This window comes from Cellulomonas sp. PhB150 (genome assembly GCF_003755175.1).
In the GTDB taxonomy this organism is placed as follows: Bacteria; Actinomycetota; Actinomycetes; order Actinomycetales; family Cellulomonadaceae; genus Cellulomonas.
Window position 1 is genome coordinate 84,970 of record NZ_RKHX01000003.1, and the last position, 24,515, is coordinate 109,484.

The 24,515-nt window shown below is 74.1% G+C and carries 20 protein-coding genes and 1 pseudogene; 11 read left to right on the forward strand and 10 right to left on the reverse strand.

Going from position 1 to position 24,515, the window contains the following annotated elements; translation table 11 throughout:
- Nucleotides 1-103: 103 nt before the first annotated feature.
- The 8 genes from EDF34_RS10770 to EDF34_RS10805 all read left to right on the forward strand — a co-directional run bounded on the left by EDF34_RS10770 (nucleotide 104) and on the right by EDF34_RS10805 (nucleotide 12,209).
- Nucleotides 104-2,281: an Ig-like domain-containing protein gene (locus tag EDF34_RS10770; protein WP_123371498.1), complete on the forward strand. Its 2,178-nt coding sequence runs from the start codon at nucleotides 104-106 to the stop codon at nucleotides 2,279-2,281.
- A gap of 83 nt (nucleotides 2,282-2,364) precedes the next feature.
- Nucleotides 2,365-3,768, forward strand: a complete 1,404-nt coding sequence (locus EDF34_RS17690; protein WP_123371499.1) for a PQQ-binding-like beta-propeller repeat protein — start codon at nucleotides 2,365-2,367, stop codon at nucleotides 3,766-3,768.
- Nucleotides 3,765-5,171 carry a PQQ-binding-like beta-propeller repeat protein gene (locus EDF34_RS10780; RefSeq protein ID WP_123371501.1) on the forward strand — a complete coding sequence of 469 codons (1,407 nt, stop codon included), beginning with the start codon at nucleotides 3,765-3,767 and terminating at the stop codon, nucleotides 5,169-5,171. Before EDF34_RS17690 ends, EDF34_RS10780 begins: the two co-directional genes overlap by 4 nt.
- A 20-nt stretch (nucleotides 5,172-5,191) precedes the next feature.
- Nucleotides 5,192-6,613 (forward strand): PQQ-binding-like beta-propeller repeat protein, encoded by a 1,422-nt coding sequence (locus EDF34_RS10785; protein ID WP_123371503.1) that lies wholly within the window; start codon nucleotides 5,192-5,194, stop codon nucleotides 6,611-6,613.
- A 23-nt stretch (nucleotides 6,614-6,636) separates the two neighbouring features.
- Nucleotides 6,637-8,055 carry a PQQ-binding-like beta-propeller repeat protein gene (locus EDF34_RS10790; RefSeq protein WP_123371505.1) on the forward strand — a complete coding sequence of 473 codons (1,419 nt, stop codon included), beginning with the start codon at nucleotides 6,637-6,639 and terminating at the stop codon, nucleotides 8,053-8,055.
- Nucleotides 8,056-8,072: 17 nt separating this feature from the next.
- Nucleotides 8,073-9,509: a PQQ-binding-like beta-propeller repeat protein gene (locus EDF34_RS10795; RefSeq protein ID WP_123371507.1), complete on the forward strand. Its 1,437-nt coding sequence runs from the start codon at nucleotides 8,073-8,075 to the stop codon at nucleotides 9,507-9,509.
- Nucleotides 9,510-9,694: 185 nt separating this feature from the next.
- Nucleotides 9,695-10,816, forward strand: a complete 1,122-nt coding sequence (locus EDF34_RS10800; protein WP_123371508.1) for an ABC transporter ATP-binding protein — start codon at nucleotides 9,695-9,697, stop codon at nucleotides 10,814-10,816.
- 106 nt (nucleotides 10,817-10,922) lie between these two features.
- Nucleotides 10,923-12,209 carry a DUF4032 domain-containing protein gene (locus EDF34_RS10805; protein WP_123371510.1) on the forward strand — a complete coding sequence of 429 codons (1,287 nt, stop codon included), beginning with the start codon at nucleotides 10,923-10,925 and terminating at the stop codon, nucleotides 12,207-12,209.
- Nucleotides 12,210-12,215: 6 nt separating this feature from the next.
- On the opposite strand, the gene EDF34_RS10810 is transcribed toward EDF34_RS10805, so the two are convergent.
- The 6 genes from EDF34_RS10810 to EDF34_RS10835 all read right to left on the reverse strand — a co-directional run bounded on the left by EDF34_RS10810 (nucleotide 12,216) and on the right by EDF34_RS10835 (nucleotide 18,274).
- Entirely contained in the window at nucleotides 12,216-12,560 is a 345-nt protein-coding gene (locus EDF34_RS10810; RefSeq protein ID WP_148076617.1) for a hypothetical protein, read from the reverse strand.
- Nucleotides 12,561-12,694: 134 nt separating this feature from the next.
- Nucleotides 12,695-13,681: a 23S rRNA (guanosine(2251)-2'-O)-methyltransferase RlmB gene (gene rlmB, locus EDF34_RS10815; protein WP_123371514.1), complete on the reverse strand. Its 987-nt coding sequence runs from the start codon at nucleotides 13,679-13,681 to the stop codon at nucleotides 12,695-12,697.
- Between the two features lie 61 nt (nucleotides 13,682-13,742).
- A complete protein-coding gene (gene cysS, locus EDF34_RS10820; RefSeq protein WP_123371516.1) occupies nucleotides 13,743-15,167 on the reverse strand; it encodes a cysteine--tRNA ligase in 1,425 nt (474 codons plus the stop codon).
- A gap of 64 nt (nucleotides 15,168-15,231) precedes the next feature.
- Complete coding sequence (locus EDF34_RS10825; protein ID WP_123371517.1) at nucleotides 15,232-16,410, reverse strand: alanine racemase; 1,179 nt, start codon at nucleotides 16,408-16,410, stop codon at nucleotides 15,232-15,234.
- The gene (locus tag EDF34_RS10830; RefSeq protein WP_123371519.1) at nucleotides 16,407-17,636 is read right to left on the reverse strand and encodes an MFS transporter; all 1,230 of its coding nucleotides are present in this window, start codon (nucleotides 17,634-17,636) and stop codon (nucleotides 16,407-16,409) included. The genes EDF34_RS10825 and EDF34_RS10830 overlap by 4 nt, the downstream gene beginning before the upstream one ends.
- On the reverse strand, nucleotides 17,633-18,274 hold the full coding sequence (locus EDF34_RS10835; RefSeq protein ID WP_123371521.1) for a TetR/AcrR family transcriptional regulator: 642 nt from the start codon (nucleotides 18,272-18,274) through the stop codon (nucleotides 17,633-17,635). The genes EDF34_RS10830 and EDF34_RS10835 overlap by 4 nt, the downstream gene beginning before the upstream one ends.
- A gap of 121 nt (nucleotides 18,275-18,395) precedes the next feature.
- Between EDF34_RS10835 and EDF34_RS10840 the strand changes: the two genes are divergently transcribed.
- Nucleotides 18,396-19,733 (forward strand): D-arabinono-1,4-lactone oxidase, encoded by a 1,338-nt coding sequence (locus tag EDF34_RS10840; protein WP_199737830.1) that lies wholly within the window; start codon nucleotides 18,396-18,398, stop codon nucleotides 19,731-19,733.
- 50 nt (nucleotides 19,734-19,783) lie between these two features.
- A complete protein-coding gene (locus tag EDF34_RS10845) occupies nucleotides 19,784-20,728 on the forward strand; it encodes an NADP-dependent oxidoreductase (protein WP_233575330.1) in 945 nt (314 codons plus the stop codon).
- Here the strand turns inward: EDF34_RS10845 and EDF34_RS10850 are convergent.
- On the reverse strand, nucleotides 20,695-21,615 hold the full coding sequence (locus EDF34_RS10850) for a LysR family transcriptional regulator (protein WP_123371524.1): 921 nt from the start codon (nucleotides 21,613-21,615) through the stop codon (nucleotides 20,695-20,697). The two genes, EDF34_RS10845 and EDF34_RS10850, sit on opposite strands and share 34 nt — an antisense overlap.
- 60 nt (nucleotides 21,616-21,675) lie before the next feature.
- Between EDF34_RS10850 and EDF34_RS10855 the strand changes: the two are divergent.
- Nucleotides 21,676-22,539: pseudogene (locus EDF34_RS10855) on the forward strand (EamA family transporter); the annotation flags it as partial.
- Nucleotides 22,540-22,565: 26 nt separating this feature from the next.
- Here the strand turns inward: EDF34_RS10855 and ispF are convergent.
- The 3 genes from ispF to EDF34_RS10870 all read right to left on the reverse strand — a co-directional run bounded on the left by ispF (nucleotide 22,566) and on the right by EDF34_RS10870 (nucleotide 24,340).
- Nucleotides 22,566-23,054, reverse strand: coding sequence for a 2-C-methyl-D-erythritol 2,4-cyclodiphosphate synthase (gene ispF / locus EDF34_RS10860; protein ID WP_123371525.1), 489 nt, complete (start codon nucleotides 23,052-23,054; stop codon nucleotides 22,566-22,568).
- Between the two features lies 1 nt (nucleotide 23,055).
- Nucleotides 23,056-23,772: a 2-C-methyl-D-erythritol 4-phosphate cytidylyltransferase gene (gene ispD, locus EDF34_RS10865; protein WP_123371898.1), complete on the reverse strand. Its 717-nt coding sequence runs from the start codon at nucleotides 23,770-23,772 to the stop codon at nucleotides 23,056-23,058.
- An 85-nt stretch (nucleotides 23,773-23,857) separates the two neighbouring features.
- Nucleotides 23,858-24,340, reverse strand: coding sequence for a CarD family transcriptional regulator (locus EDF34_RS10870; protein ID WP_118767174.1), 483 nt, complete (start codon nucleotides 24,338-24,340; stop codon nucleotides 23,858-23,860).
- Nucleotides 24,341-24,515 lie beyond the last annotated feature (175 nt).

Genomic DNA, 24,515 nt, shown 5'->3' on the forward strand with positions numbered 1-24,515 from the left:
CCGGCTGGCGCGTGATTCCGGCCTGCGGGGCCTCGTGCGTGTGGAAGAGTGCGCACACGATCTCGACCCTGGAGCACCTGTGCCTGTCACCACCCCTCGCCCGATGCGGCGTCTTCTCGCGATCACCGCGACCCTCGCCACGCTCGCCGCGGGCGCGGCGGTGGCCCCGGCGGCGGGAGCCGTCGCGCCCTGCGCCGACGGCACCTGCACGTACACCGACGGCTACCGCAACGGGCCGGGCACGTGGACGGTCCCCGCGGACGTCACGTCCGTGCACGCGGTCCTGGCCGGCGGCTCGGGCGCGGGCACCGACGGGTCCGGCGGCCGCGGCGGCGTCGTCGCGGCCGACCTGGCCGTGACCCCGGGCGAGACCCTCACCCTCCGCGTCGGCGCCAAGGGCGACGGCGGCGGCTACGGCGGGGGCAGCGACGGCACGACCAGCGGTGGCGGGGGCGGCACGTTCCTCGCCGACGCCGACGGCCTGCTCCTCGTGGCCGGCGGAGGCGGCGGTGCGGGTGACGGCGGCCAGGGCGGCAACGGTGGCGGCGGGCAGTCGCTCGCGGGCGCTCCCGGCACCGGACCGGCCGCGGGCGGCGGCGCGACGACGACGGCGGTGGGGACGGCCGGCGACGGCGCGACGGCCGCGACCGGCCCGGCGACCACGACCGCCTTCGGCGTCGGAGGCATCGGTGCGACCGGCGCCGGCAACGGCGGCGGCGGGTACCTCGGCGGCGGCGGAGGCGGCCTCGTCGCGACGGTCACCGGCGGAGCAGGCGGCGGCTCGGGGTACGCAGCGGCCGGGATCACGCCCGAGGCGACCACGGCGCTCCACTCCGGCGACGGCTCGATCACGATCACGTGGGACGAGCCCTCGGCGACCACGACGGCGACCATCGCGCTCGGCTCCGACCACGCCGTCGCAGGCAAGGCGACGACGGCGAAGGTCACGATCACGGCCCACGGTGAGACCGACCTCGCCGGCGGCACGGTCCAGCTCCTCGTCGACGGCAAGAAGTCGGGCGCTCCCGTCCCGGCCACGGTCGACGGCACCACGGCCACGGCGACCCTCACGGTCCCGGCCACGAGCGTCGGCGTGCACCAGGTCTCCGCGTCCTTCGGCGCGGACGACGCGGACCTCGCCTCGACCGCGGGCACGGCCGCCTTCACCGTGCTGCCCGCGACCCTGCCGTGGACGATCGTCGACGCGAAGGGCCGTCCGGCCACCTCGCCGCTCGCCTCGCCCGAGGTGTTCGCCCGCGCGACCGGCCAGCTGCCGGGCGCGACGGTGCACGCCGAGGTCAAGGTCGACGGCGAGTGGGTCGTCGGGTTCGACGAGGAGGGTGAGGTCGGAGCCGACGGCACCGTCGAGATCGCCCTCGTCACGCCCCTGCTCTTCGCGCTCGTCGACGAGGACATCGCGGCCGACCACGCCGTCGAGGTCCGGCTCGTCGCCGAGTCCCCGTTCGGCTCGTCCGGCGACCTGGCCAGCACGTCGAAGACCGTGACCGTCCCGGGCGTCAAGATGCCCATCGACCTGCAGGTCGACCCCGGCCCCTACCGCGCGGGCGACGGCGTCGACAACGCGGTCAAGGTCACGATCACCTGGTTCGACGAGGACCTCGTGGCCGCGAGCGTGGACGACATCGTCGACATGCTCGACCAGGGCCAGCTCACGCTGCGCGTCGACGGCGACGTCGTCGACCCGCGGGACATCGACGCCGACGCGGCCGACGACGAGACGGCCGTGCTGACGTTCGCCGCACCGACGACGCCCGGCGACCACACGGTCCAGGCGATCATCGAGGCGACCGAGCCGACGTTCTACAGCGCCTCGAAGGTCCGCCACTTCACCGTCGCGCCGAGCACCTTCGACGCCGCGCTGCTCGACGACGCGGGCAATCCCGTCACCACGATCCACCCGGGCGACACGCTCCACGCCGCCGCAGCGGGCCTGCTCCCGGGGACGAAGGTGGGCTTCGAGCTGCACTCGACGCCCACCGACCTCGGCTCGGCCACGGCCGACGAGGACGGCATCGCGGTCGCCGCGGTGACGATCCCGAAGGACGCCACCGCCGGCTCGCACATGCTCGTCGTCACGGCGACGGACGCGCTCGGCGACGTCCACGTGCAGAAGGTCGCCCTGACGGTCGTCGTCGCGGCGGACCCGGGCGACGCGCTCGCGGTGACCGGCTCGAACGTGGCGCCGATGCTCGGTCTCGGTGCGCTCCTGCTGCTGGTCGGCGCTGGGCTGCTCGTCGTGGCTCGCCGCCGTCGGGCCTGACCGCCCCAGAATCACCCCCTGCGAGCGCCGGGTAGCCCCCTGGGCACCCGGCGCTCGCGCGTTCCCGGGACTACCGTCGGAGCATGTCGACGATGCGGTCGGTGGAGCTCGTCGAGGCGGACGCGCCGCTCGTCGACGAGCCTGCGCCCCGCCCGTCCTGGCTCCGCCGGCACGCCGGCTGGGGGGCGGCGGCCGCGGCCGTCGTCGTCGCCGTCGTCGTCACCGTCCAGACGTCGTCGGCCGCGCACGACCGGGCCCGGGTGGCAGCCCTCGCGACCGTCCCGGGCGTCCTGGCTCCGCTCGACGGGACCCTCGAGGTCGCCTGGCAGCTCGACTTCGCGCACTCGAGCGCGATCTGGAGCGGCCCGGCCGACGGCGTGCTCGTCTCGGGGGCGTCCCAGCAGGGCGGGTTCGTCCTGCGCGGCACCGACGTGACGACCGGCGGCCAGGTCTGGACCACCCCGGTCACCCCCGACCCCGGCCCGAACGCGTGGGCGTGGTGCCTGCCCGTCGGCACGGGAGCGAGCGCCGTCGCGGTGTGCACGGCCGGCAACAACTCGGGCCTCTGGGAGGTCACCGCGCCGGACCGCGTGCTGTGGGTCGTCCAGCCGCGCACCGGTGGCGTGCTGACCCAGCGAACGCTGCCGATGACCGCCCAGATCGCTGCGCTCGACGGCCACCTGCTCGTCGCCGAGCCGGCCGACGACGACCACTGGCAGGTCCAGGCCGTCGACCCCGTGTCGGGCGAACCGGCCTGGACGTACACGTCGGAGCGGGTCCCGGGCGGCGCGCACGTCCTGGACTCGCCCCAGCTGACCCCCGTGCAGGACGGCGTCCTGCTCGTCGTGCCGGGCCACATGTGGTCGATCGACGGGGACGGACAGCTGGTCGCCTCGGTCGCGGACGGGGACGAGGCGTGGTGGACGGGCCTGCGTGCGGGCGCCGCGATGGGGTTCACCGAGCAGGGCGACGAGGGCTACCGCAGCACCGTGGTGCTCGCCGACGGCACCCGGTTCGCGAGCACCGAGGGCGAGCTCGCCGTGTTCCCCGACGACGGCTCGGACCCGGACCTGTTCTTCACGACCGACCGCGCGGACGGCGGGAGCCTGGTCGCCAGATCCGCGGTCGACGGCTCGGTCGTGTGGCGCTCGCGAGTCGCGCCGACCTCCGCCGTGCTGGTCGCCGGCACCCTGTACGCCGGGACGGCCGACGCGCTCGTCGCCCTCGACGCGGGCAGCGGCGACCAGCGGTGGCGCCGCTCCGTCGACCACCCCGTCGCCCAGCTCTCGACCGACGGGCGCTACCTCGCCGCGACCGACGGGTCCTCCGAGGTGGACGCGTACGCGATGCACGACGGCACGCGCGCCTGGTCCGTGGACCTGCGCGACGTGCTGCACACCGAGACGCTCGGATCCGTGGGCTTCTTCGGCGCGACGCGGTTCCTGCTGGCCTCCCTGCCCGACGGAGCGGTGGTGGCCCTGCGATGAGCCGGTCCGCGATGCACGACGTGGAGCTGCTCGAGGGAGACGTGCCACCCGACGAGGACGCCGGCCCGTCGCGACCGCGCCGCGCACGGACGTGGTGGGCGGTGGGGGTCGCCGCGGCGCTCGTCGTGGGCGGAGCCGTGGCCGTCCAGCACCGCAGCGACGCCGCAGCCGACGAGCGCGCCGCGAAGCTCGAGCTGGTGCCCGGCGTCCTCGCCCCCGCCGACGGCTCCCTGCGCGCGCTGTGGCGGCTCGAGCAGACCGAGGCCGCCGTGACCTACGGCGGTGCCGCGGACGGCGTCCTGCTCGGCGGGACGTCGTCGGGCGACGGCTTCGACCTGCACGGCGTCGACGCGGTGAGCGGCGAGGTGCTGTGGCGCACGCCGGTGGACGTGCCTGTCGACGAGACCCTGTGGTCCTGGTGCAACCCGGTGCGGGACGACGGCGGCCGCGACCTGGCCGTGTGCACAGCAGGGCCGGACGCGCCGGCGGCCTCGATCGCGCTGTCGTCGCGGACGGTCTGGACCGTCGAGCCGCGCACGGGCGAGATCCTCACGAGCCGCCGCGTGCGCGGCGACTCGACGGTGCTGGTCACCGCCGACCAGCTCGTCGTCGCCGAGAGCCCGGACACGGGCGTGTGGCGGGTCCAGTCGCTCGACCCGTCGTCGGGCGAGCCGCGCTGGACCTTCACGCCGCCCATCCCCCGCACCCACGCCGACTTCTCCCAGCCGCAGCTGCTCGACGAGGGCACGGGCAACGTGCTCGTCTCGCTCGGCGGCCACCTCTGGCTGCTCGACAGCACGGGCAGGGCGCTGGTCGACCGCACGACGACGGACGGCACCTGGTGGGTCACGCTCCGGGCCGGGACGTCGCTGGGCCGCTCGTTCTCCAGCGGTGGGGCCGACGGGGTCGCCCTCCTGCCCGACCACGCGACCGTCCCGATCAGCGAGCAGCCGGTCTACGTCTTCCCCGACGACGGCACCGCACCCGACGCCCTGTTCACGCTCGACACCCGCGCCGACGGCACGTGGCTCGTCGGCCGCTCGGCGGCTACCGGCACGCAGCGGTGGACGCTCCGCGAGAACGCGCTCACGTCGCTGCTCGTCGAGGGCACGCTCTACATCGGCACGTCCGACAGCATCATCGCGCTCGACCCCGCGAGCGGTGACGTGCGCTGGCGGCGAGACGTCGGCCACGCCGTGGACCAGATGAGCACCGACGGCGACGACCTCGTGGTCGTCGCGCCCCCGACGACCGTCGTCGCCTACTCCCGGCACGACGGCCACCCGGCGTGGAGCTCGGACCTGGCCGACGAGCTCAGCGGGCTCGCGTCGGTCGGCTTCGCGCCCGGCACGCGGCACGTCGTCGCGTGGGGGCTGGACGGTTCCGTCACCGCGGTGGGCTGAGTCCCCTACGCTTCGGCGGCATGGGGGCACTGCGGGACGTGGAGCTGGTCGAGGAGGACGTCGCCGGCGAGGGGACGCCGCCGGTGCGGCGACGGCGCTGGTGGTGGCTGGTCGCTGCGGCGGTCGCCGTGGCGGGGCTGCTCGTCGGCGGGCAGGCGTGGGCCGATGCGCGGCACGCCGCGCACCTCGCGCGGTTCGACGACGTCGCCGGCGTGGTGCCGCCCATCCCCGAGCACCCGGCCAAGCTCTGGACCTACCAGCCCTACGGCTCGGAGATGGACGGTGCGACCGAGGTCGGTTCCCGCCTCGTCGCGGGCACGGTCTCCGCGGCGACCAGGGAGTACCGGATCCGGCAGATCGACCGGGCGACCGGGGCGACGGTCTGGAGCGCACGAGGCACGGTCGACCCATCGGTCGACCTGGGCACCGAGGCCTACGCCGTGTGCCGACCGCTCGACGAGGGCCACTCGTCGCTCGTCGCCTGCGCGCTGGGCCAGGACAGCGGCGGCGTGGAGGGCATCGACGCGGAGCAGGGGCAGATCGTCACGCTGGACGCCGCGGACGGGTCGAACCGCGGGTCCGTCGTCGGCCGGTGGGCCCAGTGGGACGCCGCCGGCGGCCGCCTCGTCACCGCCCGGCCGGTGACCACGGGCACCACGGTGACGTGGACGCTCCGAGCGACCGACCCGCGTGGGCACGAGACCTGGGCGCGCACGCTCCCCCCGGTGGACGTCCAGCCCGAGCCCGAGGCCGACGACGACGGCGTCATCGCGCAGTCGCAGTACTTCTCGACCGACATGGAGGCCGCGGGCTCGCGGACGGTGCTCGCGGACCAGGGCCACCTGTTCGTGCTCGACGACGCAGTCGTGACGGCCTCCCTCGACGTCGGTCGGGGGCTCTGGCCACGACTGGAGCGTGGCGCGGTGGTGCTCCACGACTACGAGGACCTCTCCACCTCCACCCTCGTGACCGGCACGGGCCGTGCGGTCTCCATCCCCGGTACGACCCTCTACCTGCCGGTCGACGACGGGAGCGACTCGGACGTCCTGCTCGTCCAGGAGCTCGGACGGGTCTCGGCGCGCGACGCCACGACGGGCGCGGTGCTGTGGTCGACGCTGACGAACGGGTCGTCGGCGGTGGTCCTGGGAGGCCGGGCCTACCTGGGGATGGACACGATGCTCGGTGCGTTCGACCTCCGCACGGGCGACGTCCTCTGGCGCGAGCCGTCCTCCTCTGCTCCGTCGCTCGTGACCGATGGCCGTGGGGTCTGGGCGAGCGGCGAGACGTCGTTGCAGGGCTTCGCGCTCGACGACGGCAGCGCCCTGCCGGCACGCGACGTCACCGACCTGGTCCCGCACGAGGACGGCGGCTACTCGCCGCTGGACGCACGCCTCGGCATGCTCGCTGCCTCCGACGACCGCACGGTCCAGGTCGTCGGCTGAGCGGCAGGTCTACGATCCCGCGCATGGGGGACATGCGGACGGTCGAGCTGGACGACGGCACGCCGGGGGCCGACCCGCCCCGGCGCCACCGGCGGCGGTGGCCGTGGGTCGCCGGCGCCGTGGTCGCCGTCGCCGCCGTGCTCGTGACGTGGCAGCTCGTGGTGAACCATCGCGAGCAGTCCGCGCAGGACCGCGTGGCGCAGGCGTCCGACGTGCTCCTGCCCGTGCCCGAGCAGCTCCACGTCCTCTGGACGGCGCCGACCCGGGCGAACGCCTACGTCGGCGGCTCCGCCGTCGGCCCGCACCTGCTCGCGGGCAGCACGGCCGACGACGGCTCGACCTACGAGATCCACGAGGTCGACCGGCACACGGGCGAACCCGGGTGGAGCGTGACCGGGACGAGGCCCGCGGGCTCCACCACCGGCGTCGAGTGCCGCGGCGTCTCCGTCACCGGTGGCCCTCCGACGTTCGCTGCGTGCGCGATCGGCGCGGAACAAGCCACCGGCCTGCTCCCGACCGAGTCCACGGACGTGCGGATCGTCGTGCTCGTCGCGGCGACGGGTGAGGTCGTCTCGACCACCGACACCACCCTGGCCGCGTGGGCCGTCGCGGGCGACAAGATCGTCACGGCCACCTCCGAGCGGGACGGCGACGACGTCACGTGGTCGCTGCGGACGATCGACGCCACGAGCGGCGCACCGACGTGGTCGCTCGTGCTGCCCACGGTGCCGGTCGAGCCCCCGGACACCGACGCGAACGGGTTCCTCACCGGCGGGTTCTTCTTCTCGTCGCTCGAAGGGACGCTCGGCCGGGTCGTCCTGATGGACCAGGGTCACGTCTGGGTGGTCGACGAGGGGGCGCTGACGACGACCGTCCGCGTGAAGGCCAGCTGGACCGCGACGCTCGACCGGTCCGGCGTGGCGCAGCTCGCGCTCGGCGAGGCGACGTCGGCGACCGCCTCGCAGCTCGTCCTCACCGACGGCAGCATCGTCGACGTGGCCGCCCAGCAGGTCGACCTCCCCGTCGACGACGGCACCGCCTCGAACCTCGTGCTCGTCCGCGCCTGGAAGGGCCCGACGCTCCAGGCCCGGGACCCGCGCACCGGCGTGGTCCGGTGGGAGGTGCCGCAGGCCGGCGCACAGGCGCTCGTGCTGGCCGGGCGGGTCGTCGTGCGCAGCGGCGACGACCTCGTCGCCGTCGACGCGGGCGACGGCCACGTCGTGTGGCGCACCCGCTCGGTCATGGACCCGGCCGTCGCGCTCAGCACCGACGGGGCCAACGTCTACGTCCCGGTGCCCGGGCGGCTGCGCGCGTACGCGGTGTCCGACGGGCACCGCCTCCCGGACCGGGTCCTGCCCGACGAGTACGGCGGCGACTCGCCCAGCGCGTCCTACGGCGTGCTCAGCGTGTACGTCGGCGACCCCGCTCCGATCCTGGGCTGAGGCTAGGGTCGGGCGCCATGGCGGGGCTGCAGCAGGTCGAGCTGGTCGAGGACGGGCCGCTCGACGTCGCGCCCGCCGGGCCACGCCCCTCGCGCCGGCGCTGGGCATGGGCGACGGGCGGTCTCGTGGCCGTCGTCGGTCTTCTGGTCGGGGGCCAGGTCGCGCTCGACGCCCGGCACGTCCGGCACGAGACCCGGTTCGACGACGTCCCGGGCGTGCTGCTCCCCCTGCCTCAGCGCCCCTCGGCGCTGTGGACCACGAAGGCCGACGGGACCGAGCTGGACGGTGCGACGCAGGTCGGCCGGCACCTGGTGGCCGTGACGACGTCCGACGAGGTCTTCACGGTCCGGGAGATCGACCGGGCGTCGGGGGCGGCCGTGTGGACGACGGCCGTTCCGGTGGACGACGACGCGCGCACCGACGGGGGCACGCAGTCCTTCTGCGTCCCCGCGGGAGCGGACGACCTGGCGGTGTGCGCCGTCGGCCCCATCGGACCGAACTGGATCCCGGCCGAGAACATGAGCACCCAGCTCGTCGTGGTCGACGCCGGCACGGGCGAGCTGGTCGCGACCTGGGTGACGCCGCTGCGCACGTGGACGGCCGGCGACGGGGAGGTCCAGACCGCGTCGTCGCGCACCGCGGGCGACGTCGTCACCTGGACGCTGACGACGTTCGACACCGCGGGTCAGCGCAGGGCCCGGCAGGAGCTGGGCAGCGTCGCGGCGCCACCCGGAACCGACGACGCCCCGGGCTACGACATCGGCGTCCAGGCGGTCGACGGCTACACCGCGTTCACCGACCAGGGTGCGGTCTGGCGCCTGCGCGACGGCGCCGTCATCGACGAGCTCGAGATCCCGTCCGAGACGTCGATCGAGCTCGGGCCGCGCGGCCTGATCCGCAGCACCCCCTGGAACCTGGGCCCCGACACCGCCGACACGACGCTGTTCTTCGCCGACGGGACGACCCGCGCCGTCGAGGGTGGGCCGGTCTACGCGATGGTCGACGACGGCTCGGCGGACGACGTCGTCCTCACGATGGAGCGCCCCGGCTCGCTCGTCGCGCGCGACGCCTCGTCGGGCCGGCCCCTGTGGTCGCAGCCCGGCACGCCGCTGGGTGGCGACCTGGTCCTCGACGGCGTCGTGTACCTCACCGCCTCGGACGGCTTCGGCGTCACGCCCGCGTCCACCACCTCGGTCGTCGCGCTCGACGCGCGCACCGGCGAGATCCGCTGGGCCCGGCCGACGAACGTCGGCGGCTGGCCCATGACCGACGGGCGCGCGGTCTACGTCGACGCCACCACCAGCCTGCGCGCTTTCGCCCTCGACGACGGCACCACCCTCCCCGACCGCGACCTGACCGGTCTGACCCAGGACGCGTCGATCAGCACCGGTCTCGGGATGCTCTCGGTGTACTCGGGGACCGACGACGACCGGAGCGCCGCCGTCATCGGTTGAATCGAAGCGGCCTGACCAGCATCGATACCCCACCGTGACCACGACCGCGTGCGGGGTGTGGCATCATGGCACCAGACCGAGGGGGGCCTTCGTGGCCCGCCTCGATCTGTGTCAGTGAAGACACTCGACACCTTTCACAACGGATCGTCCGGCACGTACCTGCCGGTGAAGGGACTGGTTCCACCATGGCCACAGTCACGTTCGACAACGCCACCCGGGTCTACCCCGGCACGGAGCGCCCCGCCGTGGACGCGCTCAACCTGCACGTCGAGGACGGCGAGTTCCTCGTCCTCGTCGGCCCCTCCGGCTGCGGCAAGTCGACCTCCCTGCGCATGCTCGCGGGCCTCGAGGACGTCAACGCCGGCCGCATCCTCATCGGCGACCGCGACGTCACGGACGTCCAGCCGAAGGACCGCGACATCGCGATGGTCTTCCAGAACTACGCGCTGTACCCGCACATGTCGGTCGCCGACAACATGGGCTTCGCGCTGAAGATCGCCGGCACGCCGAAGGCGGACATCCGCCAGCGTGTCGAGGAGGCCGCCAAGATCCTCGACCTCACCCAGTACCTCGACCGCAAGCCGAAGGCCCTCTCGGGTGGCCAGCGCCAGCGCGTCGCGATGGGCCGCGCCATCGTGCGTGAGCCCCAGGTGTTCCTCATGGACGAGCCGCTGTCGAACCTCGACGCCAAGCTCCGCGTCCAGACGCGTACGCAGATCGCGTCGCTGCAGCGCCGGCTCGGCGTCACCACGGTCTACGTCACGCACGACCAGACCGAGGCCCTGACGATGGGCGACCGCATCGCTGTCCTCAAGGACGGCATCCTGCAGCAGGTCGGCACGCCGCGCGAGATGTACGACACCCCGCAGAACGTGTTCGTCGCCGGCTTCATCGGCTCGCCGGCCATGAACATCGCGACCTTCCCGGTCCTCGACGGTCACGCGGCCCTCGGTCGCACGCGCCTCCCGGTCGAGCGCTCGGTCATCGACCAGTTCACCGAGGAGGACCGCAACCACGTGACGATGGGCTTCCGCCCGGAGGCCGTGGACGTCATCCCCGCCACCGACCCGCACGCGATCCCCGTGATCGTGAACCTCGTCGAGGAGCTCGGCTCCGACGCCTTCGTCTACGGCTCGCTGACCAACGAGTTCGGCGCTGCGTCGTCCGTCCACTCGGGCGCTGGCGACGCGCAGGTCATCGTGCGCGTCGACCCCCGTCAGGTCCCCGCCAAGGGCGAGACCATCGGCATCCGGATCCGCAACGGCGAGCAGCACCTGTTCCACGCCGGCTCGGGCGAGCGCTTCTGATCCACCGCACCACGCACACGACGGCGGGCTCGGGTTTCCGGGCCCGCCGTCGTGCTGTCCCCAGCGATGCCGTGCCCGCGTCAGACGGGCCTGCGAGGATGACCCCATGAGCCCCACACCCCAGCGATTGCAGATCACGGCAGCGCGGCCGGATCCTGCACTGCTGGACCTGCCCTGGCACATCCCGCTCGAGGACTGGCCGGCCGAGACGCTCGCCGCCCTCCCCCGCGGCATCAGCCGGCACATCGTGCGGTTCGCGCGCCTGTCGGGACGGGTCGTCGCGATCAAGGAGATCGGCGAGACCGTCGCGCACCGCGAGTACGAGCTGCTGCGCCAGCTCGAACGCATCGACGTGCCGTCCGTCGAGCCCGTCGGGGTCATCACCGGCCGACGCAGCCCCGAGGGCGAGCCGCTCGAGGCTGTGCTCATCACCAAGCACCTGCAGTTCTCGCTGCCGTACCGCGCGCTGTTCAGCCAGTCGCTGCGCCCGGACACCGCCACGCGCCTCATCGACGCACTCGCCGTGCTTCTCGTGCGCCTGCACCTGGCGGGCTTCTACTGGGGCGACGTGTCGCTGTCGAACACGTTGTTCCGCCGTGACGCCGAGACGTTCGAGGCCTACCTCGTGGACGCCGAGACGGGTGACCTGCACGACGAGCTGTCCGAGGGCCAGCGCGCGTACGACCTCGAGGTCGCGCGCGTGAACATCATCGGCGAGCTCATGGACCTGCAGGCCGGCGAGTTCCTCGAGGCCGACGTCGACGCCGTCGCGATCGGCAACGCGCTCGCCGAGCGGTACACCGACCTGTGGCGCGCCCTCACCGAGGTCGAGTCGTTCGGGTACGGCGACCGCTGGCGGGTGCAGGCCCGCATCGACCGCCTCAACGACCTCGGCTTCGACGTGGGTGAGCTCGACATCACCACGGACGTCGACGGCACCACGGTGCGCATCCAGCCCAAGGTCGTCGACGCCGGGCACCACTCGCGCCGGCTCATGCGTCTGACCGGCCTCGACGTGGGCGAGAACCAGGCCCGCCGCCTGCTCAACGACCTCGACGAGTACCGGGCCGCGACCGACCGGCAGGCCGAGGACGAGTCCTTCGTCGCGCACGACTGGCTCACCGGCGTCTTCGAGCCCGCCGTCCGCCGCGTCCCGCGCGAGCTGCGCGGCAAGCTCGAGCCCGCGCAGATCTTCCACGAGCTGCTCGACCACCGCTGGTACCTCTCGGAGCAGCAGAACCGCGACGTCCCGATGAAGGAGGCCGCGAAGAGCTACGTGAAGAACATCCTGCCCAACCGGCCCGACGAGCAGTCGATCCTGGGTGTCCAGGCCGGCGACCTGCGCGAGGGCTCTCAGCAGCCGCCCGTCGACGAGGACGAGATCATCGGCTGATGCCGGTCAGCCGATGGCGAGCTCGTCCGTGCGCTCGACGTCCGGCACGGCTCGCGCCTGCCCACCGCACCGCCGCACGATCCAGGCGATGATCTGGGCATCGTGCCGGGCGATCGGCTTGCTCCGGTAGTCGTCCAGGTGCTCGTCGATCGCACTGCGCGCCGCGTCGCCCGTGAGGCCGAGCTCGCCCAGCACGTACTCCCGCCGATGGGCGCGGACGTGCCGGAGTCGGCTGGCCTCGACGCGGTAGAACACCTCGGGCCGCGGCGTCCACCAACGAAGCCGCGCCCAGGCGATCGCGATCAGTCCCACGAGCCCGCCCAGCAGCGACATCGCTCCGAGCCAGCCCATGACGGACAGCGGAACCGACAACCACCACGGTCGATCGGCCCCGCCGACGGCCCACGCTCCAGCGCACACGAGCAGGCCGACGGCAAGCGCCGCAGCCGCCTGCCGAGCCGTGAGCGAGTCCCGCGTGCTCACCGTCAGGCGCGCTGCCGGCTGACCTCGTACAGCGCGATGCCCGCGGCCACGCCGGCGTTGAGCGACTCGACCGCCGAGGCGATCGGGATCGAGGCGATCGCGTCGCACTGCTCGCGGACCAGGCGCGACAGCCCCTTGCCCTCGGAGCCGACGACCAGCACGAGCGGGTCGGTCGCGTACGGCAGGTCGGCGATCGCGACGTCGCCGCCGCCGTCGAGCCCGACCACGAACGCGCCGGCCTGCTTGTAGGCCTGCAGCGTGCGGGTCAGGTTGGTCACGCGCGCCACCGGCACCCGCGCCGCGGCACCGGCCGAGACCTTCCACGCGGAGGCGGTGACGCCCGCGGCCCGGCGCTCGGGGACGAGCACGCCGTGGGCACCGAACGCGCCCGCGGAGCGCAGCACGGCGCCGAGGTTGCGGGGGTCGGTCACGCCGTCGAGCGCGACGATGAGCGGCGCCTGGCCGAGGCTCTCGGCGATGTCGAGGAGGTCCTCGTCGTCCGCGTAGGCGTACGGCGGCACCTGGATGGCCACGCCCTGGTGGACGGAGCCGTCGGTGAGGCGGTCGAGCTCGGCGCGGCTCACCTCGAGCAGGGGGTAGCCCTCGTTGCCCGCGGCGGAGATGATCTCGCGCGTGCGGTCGTCGGCCTCGAGCTTGGAGGCCAGGTACACCGTCGAGACGGGGATGCCCGCGCGCAGCGCCTCGACCACGGAGTTGCGCCCGGAGACGATCTCGTGGGTCGACGACCCGCGCCCGCCGCGGCTGCCCGAGGCGCTGCGCGACGATCCCGACGAGGGACGGCCGGAGGTGGCGCTCTTCTCGGCCGAGACCGGCTTCTTGTACGCCTTGTGGTACGTGCGCTCCTCGGCCTTGGGCGTCGGGCCCTTGCCCTCGAGCGACTTGCGGCCGTGACCGCCCGTGCCGACCTTGGCGCCCTTCTTGGTGCCCGCCTTGCGGGTGGCGCCTCGGCGCTGGGAGTTGCCGGCCATGAGATGACTTCCTTCGTTTCTACGTATGAGGTGGTGCGACGCCCCGCGTGGGGGCCAGAGATCAGGGTGCGGCGAGCGACCAGCGTGCGCCGGTCGGCGAGTCCTCGACCACGATGCCGGCCGCCGCGAGGCGGTCCCGGATCGCGTCCGAGGTGGCGAAGTCGCGTGCGGCGCGGGCCGCGGCCCGTGCCTCGAGCTCGGCGGCCACGACGGCCTCGAGGGCCGTGGCGTACCGCTCGTCGGCGCCCTTGGAACGCCACTGGACGCTGCCCGGGTCGAGACCGAGCACGTCGAGCATGGCACGCAGGACGACCATCGCCGAACGCGCGCCGTCCAGATCACGCGCCGCGAGCGCGGAGTTCCCGGCCCGCAGGTGCTCGAAGACCACCGCGAGGGCGGCCGGCACGTTGAGGTCGTCGTCCATCGCGGCGACGAACTCCGCAGGCAGCTCGACCTTCGCGACCTCGTCGTCGTCCGCGGCGCCGACCTTCTCCACGGCTCGCTCGACGAACCCTGCGAGGCGGTCCCACGTCGTCTCCGCCTCGGCGAGCGTCGCGTCGGTCCACTCGAGCATCGAGCGGTACTGCACGGCGGTCATCGCGTAGCGGAGCACGGCGGGGCGGACGTTGGCCAGGACGGTGGAGACGAGCAGCCCGTTGCCGAGCGACTTGCTCATCTTGGCGCCGCCCTGCGTGACCCAGCCGTTGTGCAGCCAGTGACCGGCGAAGCCGTAGCCGGCCGCCCGGGACTGCGCCTGCTCGTTCTCGTGGTGCGGGAAGCGCAGGTCCAGGCCGCCGCCGTGGATGTCGAACGACTCGCCGAGGTACCGCAGCGCCATCGCGGAGCACTCGAGGTGCCAGCCGGGCCGGCCGCGACCGAACGGGGTGTCCCAGGACGCGGTCTCGGGCTCGCCCGGCTTCGGCGCCTTCCACAGCGCGAAGTCGCGATCGTCGCGCTTGTCGTCGCCGGCCGGAGCGCTGTCCGGCGCGGGGACCATGTCCTCGACCCGCTGGTTGGTCAGGGCGCCGTACTCGGCGAACGAGGCGACGTCGAAGTACACGTCCCCCGAGTCGAGCGCGTAGGCGTGCCCGCGCTCGACGAGGCGCTCCATGAGCTCGACCATCCCGGGGATGTGCCCGGTGGCGCGCGGCTCGTACGACGGCGGCAGGACGCCGAGCGCGTCGTACGCGGCGGTGAACGCGCGCTCGTTGATCGCGGCCCACGCCCACCACTGCTCGCCGGCGTCGGCGGCCTTGGCCAGGATCTTGTCGTCGATGTCGGTGACGTTGCGGACCAGGGTCACGCGGTGGCCCGTGCGGCGCAGCCAGCGCACCAGCACGTCGAACGCGACGCTCGAGCGCATGTGCCCGATGTGCGGGGGCGCCTGGACCGTGGCACCGCACAGGTAGATGCCGACCTCGCCCGCGACGAGCGGGACGAAGTCGGTCACCTGGCGGGTGGCGGAGTCGAACAGGCGCAGGGTCACCGGGCAAGGTTACCGGCCGCGCTGGTCAGCGCCCGCGCACTCGCGCACGCGACCCGCGGCCGGATCAGCCGAACGTGCCGCCCTCGCCCCGGTACGTCGGCACGCTCGCCTCGACGGCCTCGCCGCGCACCAGGTGCACGGTCGAGAAGCGCTCCATGACCTCGCCCGACTTGGCGTGCCGGAACCAGACCCTGTCCCCGACACGCACGTCGCCGCCGCGGGGCACCAGCAGCGGGGTCTGCACCTCGCCGGCGCCCTCCCGGTCCGTGAGCGTCAGCCCGGCCGGCCACACGGGTCGCGGCTGGCGGGACTTGGTGGCGGGACCCGACGCGATGTAGCCGCCGCCGAACGCCGTGGCGTACCCGGGCGCCGGGATCCGCACCACGTCGAGGCCGAAGAACGCGGCCGGACGCGGCTCGAACGAGCGGTAGGAGTCGAACAGCGTGGGCACGAACAGGCCCGAGCCGGCGGTCACCTCCGTGACGGAGGCCGCCTGCGCGCTGCTCTGGATCGACCCCGAGCCGCCGGAGTTCACGAGCTCGAGCGGGTGGCCCACGGCTGCGGCCACCGCGTCGACGACCGCGGTCCGGCGGGTGGCCAGGTCGGCGATGGAGAGCCGCTTGACCAGGCGGACGGCGGGCGACGAGTCGGGCAGCCCGGCGACCTGCGCCTCGTAGAACATGACGCCGCGGACGTCGATGCCGTCGCGTCGGACGATCGCCGCGGCGAGCTCGCCGGCCTGCTCGGCGGTGTGGATCGGCGAGCGGCGCACGCCCAGGTGGGTGCGGAACCTGCCGCGCCCGATCTGCAGCGAGGCGTCGATGTCGAGGCAGACGCGCAGCGTCGCGCCGTGCGCGGCGGCAGCCTTCGCGGCGAGGTCGACCTGCGCGAGGTCGTCGACCATGAGCGTGACGGCCGCCGCGGCGCGGGGGTCGCGCGCGAGGTCGTCGAGCGCGGCGGTGTCGACCGTCGGGTAGCCGAGCAGGACGTCGTCGACGCCCTGCGAGACGAGCCAGAGCGCCTCGCGCAGCGAGTAGCCCATGACGCCCGCGAAGCCCGGCCGGGCGAGCACGCGCGTGAGCACCTCGCGCACGCGCACCGACTTGCTCGCGACCCGGATGGGCATGCCGCCGGCGCGGCGCACGAGGTCGTCCGCGTTGGCTTCGAGCGCGTCGAGGTCGACGACCGCGAGCGGGGCCGGGAGGTGGCCGGTGGCGGCGTCGAGACGGGCTCCGAGGGTCATGCCGGGATCTCCTTGCGCGGTGCAGGGTCGGGTGCAGGGTCGGACGCGGGGTCGGACGCGTCCGTGGACGTGGTCCTGCGGCCGGCGAAGCCGCCGGCGACCGCGGCGATCACGAGCGCCAGGACGAGCGGCAGCGTGAAGGCAACGCGATAGCTGGTCGCCGTGCCGATCAGGGGCAGCAGCACGGCGCCGAGCAGCGTGCCGACGTAGTTGAAGACGTTGAGCCGAGCCACGACGGCGTCGGCGTGGTCCGGTGCGAGCACGCCGGCGGTCGCGAAGCACAGGGGCGCGACGAGGCCGAGCCCCGCGCCCGCGATCGCGAACCCGATGACCGCGACGAACGCGACGGGAGCCGCGACGACGACCAGGAAGCCGCCGGCGCCCACCAGCGCGGCCGCGCGGACCACGCGGACCCTGCCCCAGCGGCGCACGCTCGCGTCGCCGACGAGCCGCGACGCCAGCGTCGTACCGAGGTAGGCCGCGGCACCCAGCGGCGCCATCCACGACGCGGAGTCGAGGGTCTTCTCCAGGTACGTGGTGCTCCAGGACTGCGTGCCGTTGTCGATCGCGAAGTAGGCGATCACGGCGATGGCGAGCACGCCCACGGAGCGCCACGGCACGTGCGACCCGGGGGTGTCGTCGACCGCGACGGGCGCGGCGTCGTGCGAGCGCCGACCGTCGCGCGAGACGAGCGCTGCGGCGACGAGCGCCACCGGCGTGGCCGCCAGGAAGATGAGCGTGACCGGCTCGATCGCGAGCCGGTTGCCGTCGACGGCCGACAGCAGCGCCGCCGCGATGCCACCGGCGGACCAGGCGGCGTAGAAGCTGGACAGCAACGGCCGGCCGTAGGCGCGCTGCACCGCGACGGCCTGCATGTTGGACGCCGCGTCGACCATGCCGAGCGCGACGCCGTAGAGGGCGAAGGACGCCACCCCGAGCGCGAACGTCGGCGCGAGCGCGATCAGCGGGACGAAGAGCGCGATGAGTGCGAGCCCGGCGGCGAGCGCGGCCCGGCTGCCGCCGCGCGAGCGCGCGACGCGGTCGGCGATCCAGGTGCCGAGTGCCGCGGCGAGGAGCACGCCGAGGATGGCGTAGCTGATGGTGTCGTCGTCGACCCCGTACCGGTCCTGCACGCTGCCGAGGTTGGTCAGCAGCAGCATCAGGGCGAAGCCCTGCGCGGCGAAGGCGCCGCTGGTCGCGACCCGCGCGCGGGCGTCGGCGCTCACGCGCCGACCGGGGCGGGGAGCACGGCGTCGTCCGCCGAGCCGTCGTTGGGGGTGGTGAGCGTGGCGAGGTAGGTGCCGAACCCCTGCAGCCCCGTGAGCGCGGCGTCGGCGTTCCCGTCGACGAGCCACGCGAGCGAGTAGCCGTCGACGACCGCGACGACGACCCGGGCGAGGTCCTCGATCGGCACGACCCACCGCACGTTCCCGGCGCGCCCGACGACCTCGAGGACCTGCTGGGCCGTGGACCACTGGCCGCGGTACTGCTCGGCCGCGACCTGGTTGAGCTCCGGATGGCGCAGCGACGACGTGGTGAGCTCGTAGCTGAGCAGCTGCGAGCCGCGGGTCCCGGAGATCGACGCCCACAGCGCACCGATCGCCGCCTCGAGCACGGTCGCCACCGGGAGACCGGAGGGGATCTGGTCGAGGCCCTGCACCGCGTTGCGCTCCGTGATGGCGTGCGCCATGGCACGCAGGAGCTCGTCCTTGTCCTGGAAGCAGTAGTGGACGACGCCGAGCGAGACGCCGGCTTCGGCCGCCACGGCGCGCACGGTGGCGGCCTCGATCCCGTCGCGGCTCGCGACGGCCAGAGCGGCCTCGACGAGCTGTTCGCGACGTTCGGCAACGGGCATGCGATTCATGCGGGTCCCCTCCCTCACGTGCACCGACCCCGATGACCGGGCACGCGCCCCTGCGATCACGCCCAAGTGAAGCACGTGCTCGACTTGACTTGGACAACCGCCCAAGTCAATGTCTGTTCTCATGGCACACATGCAGCGCGCAACCTGGCGCAACTGGGCACGCACTGCTGCTGCCTCCCCTTACCGTAGCGACACGCCTCGTGACCTGCAGGAATTGTCGGCGACGGTCCAGCGCGCCGCGGCCGACGGCCGCCGGGTCCGCGCCGTCGGCGGTGGCCACTCGTTCACCCCCGCGGCGGTCACCGAGGGCATCCACCTGCACCTGGACCACCTGACCGGCCTCGAGAGCATCGAGCGCTTCGCTGACGGCACGGCCCACGTGACGGTCGGCGCCGGGACGCACCTGTACGCGCTCAACTCCCTGCTGGCCGCCCACGGCCTCGCGATGCGCAACCTCGGCGACATCGACAAGCAGACGGTGGCCGGCGCGATCTCCACCGGGACGCACGGCACGGGTGCCCGTCTGGGCGGCCTCGCGACCCAGGTCGTCGCCGTCCGCCTGGTCACGGCGACGGGTGAGGTCGTCGACGTGTCGCGTGACGAGCGTCCCGAGCTGTTCGAGCTCGCGCGCCTCGGCCTCGGCTCCGTGGGCGTGCTCGCCGCCGTGACGATCGAGGTCGTCCCCGCGTTCCGACTCGAGGCGGTCGAGGAGCCGTGGGCCCTCGACGACGTGCTCGACGGGCTCGACGGGCTCGTCGACGGCAACGACCACTTCGAGTTCTACTGGTTCCCGCACACGCGCCGGGCGCTGACCAAGCGCAACAACCGCGTGGCCGACGGCGAGGTCGCCGAGCTCAACCGCGTGCGTGCGTGGGTGGACGACGAGCTGCTGTCCAACGCGCTGTTCGGGCTGACGAACAACATCGCCACCCTCGTGCCGCCGATCACACCACGGATCAACGCGATCGCGGCCCGCGCGCTGAGCGCCCGCCGGTTCATCGCCCCGTCCGCCGAGGTGTTCATCTCCCCGCGCCGGATCGTGTTCCGCGAGATGGAGTACGCGGTCCCCCGCGCGGAGCTGCCGGGTGTGCTCGCGGAGATCGAGTCGTGGCTGCGTTCGTCGGGCGAGCACGTGCCCTTCCCGCTCGAGGTGCGCTTCGCCGCGGCCGACGACCTGTGGCTGTCCACCGCCCACGGCCGCGAGACGGCCTACGTCGCCGCGCACCAGTACGTGAAGATGCCGTTCAAGCGCTACTTCGACGCGGTCGAGCAGATCATGGGCCAGGTCGACGGGCGCCCGCACTGGGGCAAGATGCACTGGCTCGACGCCGAGCGCTTCGGCCAGCTCTACCCGCGGTTCGCCGACGCGCAGCGGGTCCGCGCGCAGGCCGACCCGGACGGCGTGTTCGGCAACCCGTACACCGACCACGTCTTCGGGGACCGTCACTCGCACGGGTGATTGGCGAGCGCGCCCTGGCTTCTCACAGATGCCCGGTGCACTCTGTGCGGGTGACAGCGAGCAACCGCGTCGTGGTGGCCACCGCATTCGGTGGCCCCGAGGTCCTTCAGCTCATCGACGTCCCGGCCGTCGAGCCGGGCCCGGGCAACGTCGTCGTCGACGTCAGAGCCGCAGGCATCAACCCGATCGACTGGAAGACGTACGCCGAGGGGCCGGGCACCGACCGCTCGCGCCTCCCGCTGCGCCTCGGGTTCGAGGTGGCCGGCGTGGTGAGCGCGGTCGGGCCGTCCGTGCGCTGGCTCGCCGAGGGCGACGAGGTCATCGCCTGGCGCGTGCACGGCGGGTACGCCGACCGCCTGGAGGTCTCGGAGCTGGTCACGGTCCGTCGCCCCGCGGAGCTCGGGTGGGCGGCTGCGTCGGGCCTGATGCTGACCGGCGCGACGGCGGTGCACACCCTGACCGCGTCCAACGTGCGCACCGGCGACGTCGTGCTCGTGCACGGCGGGTCCGGCGGCGTGGGCCGGATGATCGTCCAGCTCGCCGAGCTGCGCGGCGCTGCCGTGGTCGCGACCGCCTCGCCGCACGCGCACGACGACCTGCGCGCCCTCGGTGCGATCCCCGTGGAGTACGGGCCCGGGCTCGTCGAGCGCGTGCGCGCGGCCGCCCCGTCGCCCGTGACCGTCGCGATCGACACGGTCGGCACCGACGAGGCGCTCGACACGTCCGTGGAGCTCGTCGCCGATCGGTCCCGCATCGTCTCGATCGCCGGGTTCGGGCGCGGCCCCTCGCTCGGCATCCAGCTGCTCGGCGGCGGCCCGGGCGCGGACCCGGGCACGGCCGTGCGCGAGGCCGCTCGTGCGCAGCTCGTCGACCTCGCGGCGGACGGCGTCCTCGACGTGCGTGTCGCCCGGACGTACCCGCTCGACCAGGTCGCCGACGCCCACCGCGAGGGTCGCGGCGGTCACCCGGGCGGGAAGCTCGTCCTGCTGCCCTGACGGTCGATCTCGGCCGCCAGCGCGCGCAGCTCCCCCAGCACGCTGCGCACCACGAGCCGCTCGGCCCGGTCGGGCCGCAGCAGCGCGTCGATGCGCCGCCCCGCACGCACGCCGGTGAGCGGCAGGAGACGCACGTCGTCGCCGCTCCCGTGGGAGTGCCGGGGCAGCAGCGAGACCCCGTGCCCGGCCGCGACGAGCGAGGCGGCGACGTGGAAGTCGTTGATCCGGTGCACGATCCGCGGCTCGCTCCCCGACGCGGCCGCGACCGCCGCCAGCACCGTCGAGACGGGGAACCCCTCGCGCACCGAGATCCACGCCTCCCCCGCGAGGTCCGCCGGGTGCACGCTCGTCTGCCCGGCCAGCCGGTGCCCCGCCGGCACGGCCACGTCGAGCGGCTCGCGCAGCAGCGGGACGACGCGGACCCGGTCGCCCCAGGAGCCGGCGCCGTCCGGGCGGTGCGCGACGACGATGTCGATCCGGTCGGTCAGCCCGACGAAGTCCGCCTGCGCGACGTCCTCGTCGGCGCACTCGATGTCGATCCCGTCCGGTGCCCGGCCGAGCAGCCCTGGCAGCAGCACCTGCGCCGCGCTCGCGAACGCACTGACGCGCACGGTCCCCCGCGGCGCGGCGAGGAACCCGTCGCAGGCCGCCTGCGCGCGCTCGAGCGCGACCGCCACGTCGAGCGCCGCGTCCGCGAGCGCCTCCCCGGCGGGCGTGAGCCGCAGCCCGCGCCCGACGCGCTCGGTCAGTGCGACGCCGACCTCCCGCTGCAGGACGGCCACCTGCTGGGAGACCGCCGACGGCGTCAGGTGGAGCACGTCGGCCGCGGCCGTCACGCCGCCCTGGGTGCGGACGGCCCGCAACGTCTCGAGCGCGCGGGGATCCATGCAGCGACGCTACATCGTCCGTGCAGGACATTTCGATGGTGCTGGATCTTCCGGCGGGCGATGCTCGGTCACGTGAACCGCCACGACCGCCTGCTCGCCGCCCTCGTCGCCGTGTGCTGGGGGCTGAACTTCCCGGCGATCCACCTCTCGCTCGAGCAGTTCCCGCCGTTCTTCCTCGTCGCCCTGCGTTTCGCCCTGATCGCGCTGCCGACCCTCGTCCTGGTCCGCCGCCCTGCGGTGCCCTGGCGGTGGCTGCTCGCCTACGGGTTCGGGTTTGGCGTCGTGCAGTTCGTCTTCCTCTACTGGGCGATGACCGTGGGCATGCCCACGGGGCTCGCCTCGCTCGTCCTGCAGTCCTCGGCGCCGTTCACCGTGGTCCTGGCGGCCGTCCTGCTGCGTGAGCGGCTCACGGGCCGCCAGGGGCTGGGCGTGCTCGTCGCGGTCACCGGGCTCGCGGGCATCGCGCTGCACCGGGCGGGCGTCGACGGCGGCGCGACCCTGGTGCCCGTGCTGCTCACGCTGTGCGGCGGGCTGGGTTGGGCGTTCGGCAACCTCGGCAGCCGCCTCGCGGTGCGGGAGGCGCCCGGCGAGTCGTTCCGCCTCCTGCTGTGGATGTCGGTCGTGCCGCCGCTGCCCATGCTGGCGCTGTCCCTGGCGGTCGAGGGACCGGACCGGATCGCCCGGTCCTTCACCGGGCTGGGAAGCCGCACCGGGCTGCTCGCCCTGGCCGGGCTCGCGTTCACCGTCGTGGTCGCCACGCTGCTGGGCTCCGGGCTGTGGACCGCGCTGATGAGCCGGAACGCGTCGAGTGTCGTCGCGCCGTTCTCGATGCTCGTGCCGGTGGTCGGGATCGCGTCGTCCTGGCTGCTGCTGCGCGAGCGGACGTCGCCCGCCGAGCTGGCCTGGGGGGCCTTGGTGGTCGCCGGCGTGCTGCTGGGGAGCCTGCGGCGTCAGCCGCGCGCGACGACGATCGCCGACGCGATCGCCGCGACGCCCTCGCCGCGCCCGGTGAGCCCGAGCCCGTCGGTCGTGGTCGCGGAGACCGACACGGGCGCCCCTGCGGCCGACGAGAGGGCCGCCTCGGCCTCCGCGCGGCGCTGACCGACCTTGGGCCGGTTCCCGATCACCTGGACCGCGACGTTGCCGATCTCGAAGCCCGCGTCGCGCACCCGCCGGGCCGCCTCGGCGAGGAGCGTCGCTCCGGCGGCACCGGCCCACTGCGGCTCGGAGGTCCCGAAGTTCGAGCCGAGGTCACCGAGGCCCGCCGCGGACAGGAGCGCGTCGGCCGCCGCGTGCGCCGCGACGTCGGCGTCGGAGTGGCCCGCCAGCGGCCGCTCCCCCGGCCAGGCCAGGCCGGCCAGGTGCAGGACTGCGTCCGGGGCGGGGTGCTCGTCGTAGGCGTGCACGTCGACGCCGATGCCGGTGCGCGGGATGGCCATGTCAGGTGCCCTTCGTGTCGCTCGCGAGCAGCTCGGCGACCGCGAGGTCCCGTGCCGTGGTGATCTTCGCGGCCCGCTCGTCGCCCGGGACCACCCAGACCGGCAGCCCGAGCCGCTCGACCAGCCCGGCGTCGTCGGAGGCGGCCACGGACTCGTCGGCGGCGTCCTGGGCGGCCGCGGCGTGCGCGCGCTCGAGGGTCGCCCGCGCGAAGCCCTGCGGGGTCTGGACCGCGCGCAGCTCGGCCCGGTCGACGGTGGCCTCGACGGGCCACCCGCCGGTGCCGGGGCCGACCCGCTTGATGGTGTCCGTCACGGCCAGGCCGGGGACCACCGCGTCGTGCCCGGCCGTCACCGCCGCCACCACGCGCTCGACCAGGTCGGCGGGGGCGAAGGGGCGGGCGGCGTCGTGCACGAGCACCACGTCGATGCCCTCGTCGGGCAGCGCCGCGAGCGCAGCGGCCACGGACGCCTGCCGCGTGGGCCCGCCGGGGACCACGACGACGTCCGGGCCCAGCAGGGTGCGGAACTGCTCGAGGTGGCCGGGCGGCGCGGAGACGACCAGGGCCGCCAGCGGCGCACCGCCGGGCCGCGCCGCCAGCAGCCGGCGCGCGGCGTGCACGACGACGGGCTCGCCCAGCACCGGCACGAGCGCCTTGGGCAGGGCATGACCGAGACGGGTGCCGCTGCCCGCGGCCGTGAGGATCGCCGCGGTCGTCATGACCGACCCCACAGACGGATCGACCGCACCGCGGTGGGTACCGGGGTGCGGTCGAGCACGTGTGTGTGGCTGGCGTGCGCTCGCGTCAGGACGCGAGGACCTCGTCGAGGATGGCTTCCGCCTTCTCCTCCTCGGTGTGCTCGGCGAGTGCGAGCTCCGAGACGAGGATCTGGCGGGCCTTGGCGAGCATGCGCTTCTCGCCCGCGGACAGGCCGCGGTCGGCGTCACGACGCGAGAGGTCACGGACGACCTCGGCCACCTTGATGACGTCGCCGGAGGCGAGCTTCTCGAGGTTGGCCTTGTAACGACGCGACCAGTTGGTCGGCTCTTCGGTGTACGGCGCCCGCAGGACCTCGAACACGCGGTCCAGGCCTTCCTGGCCGACGACGTCGCGGACGCCCACGAGGTCGACGTTCTCAGCGGGAACTTCGATGGTCAGATCACCCTGAGCTACCTTGAGCTTCAGGTAGAGCTTGGCCTCTCCGCGGATGGTTCTGGTCTTGATCTCTTCGATCAAGGCTGCACCGTGGTGCGGGTAGACAACGGTCTCCCCAACAGTGAAAGTCATCTGCAGGTGTCCCCTTTCGCAGAGGCGTATCTTATCACGCCGCATTTCACCCGAATCCGGTGCACCGGCGCCGTCAGCGCTGGTCAGACCGCCCCCGTCCGGTCGTCCCGAGGACGGGCACAGCGGCGCGCGCACGGGGCGGCTCCGGCTAGTCTTGCGGTGCGACCGCGCCGGC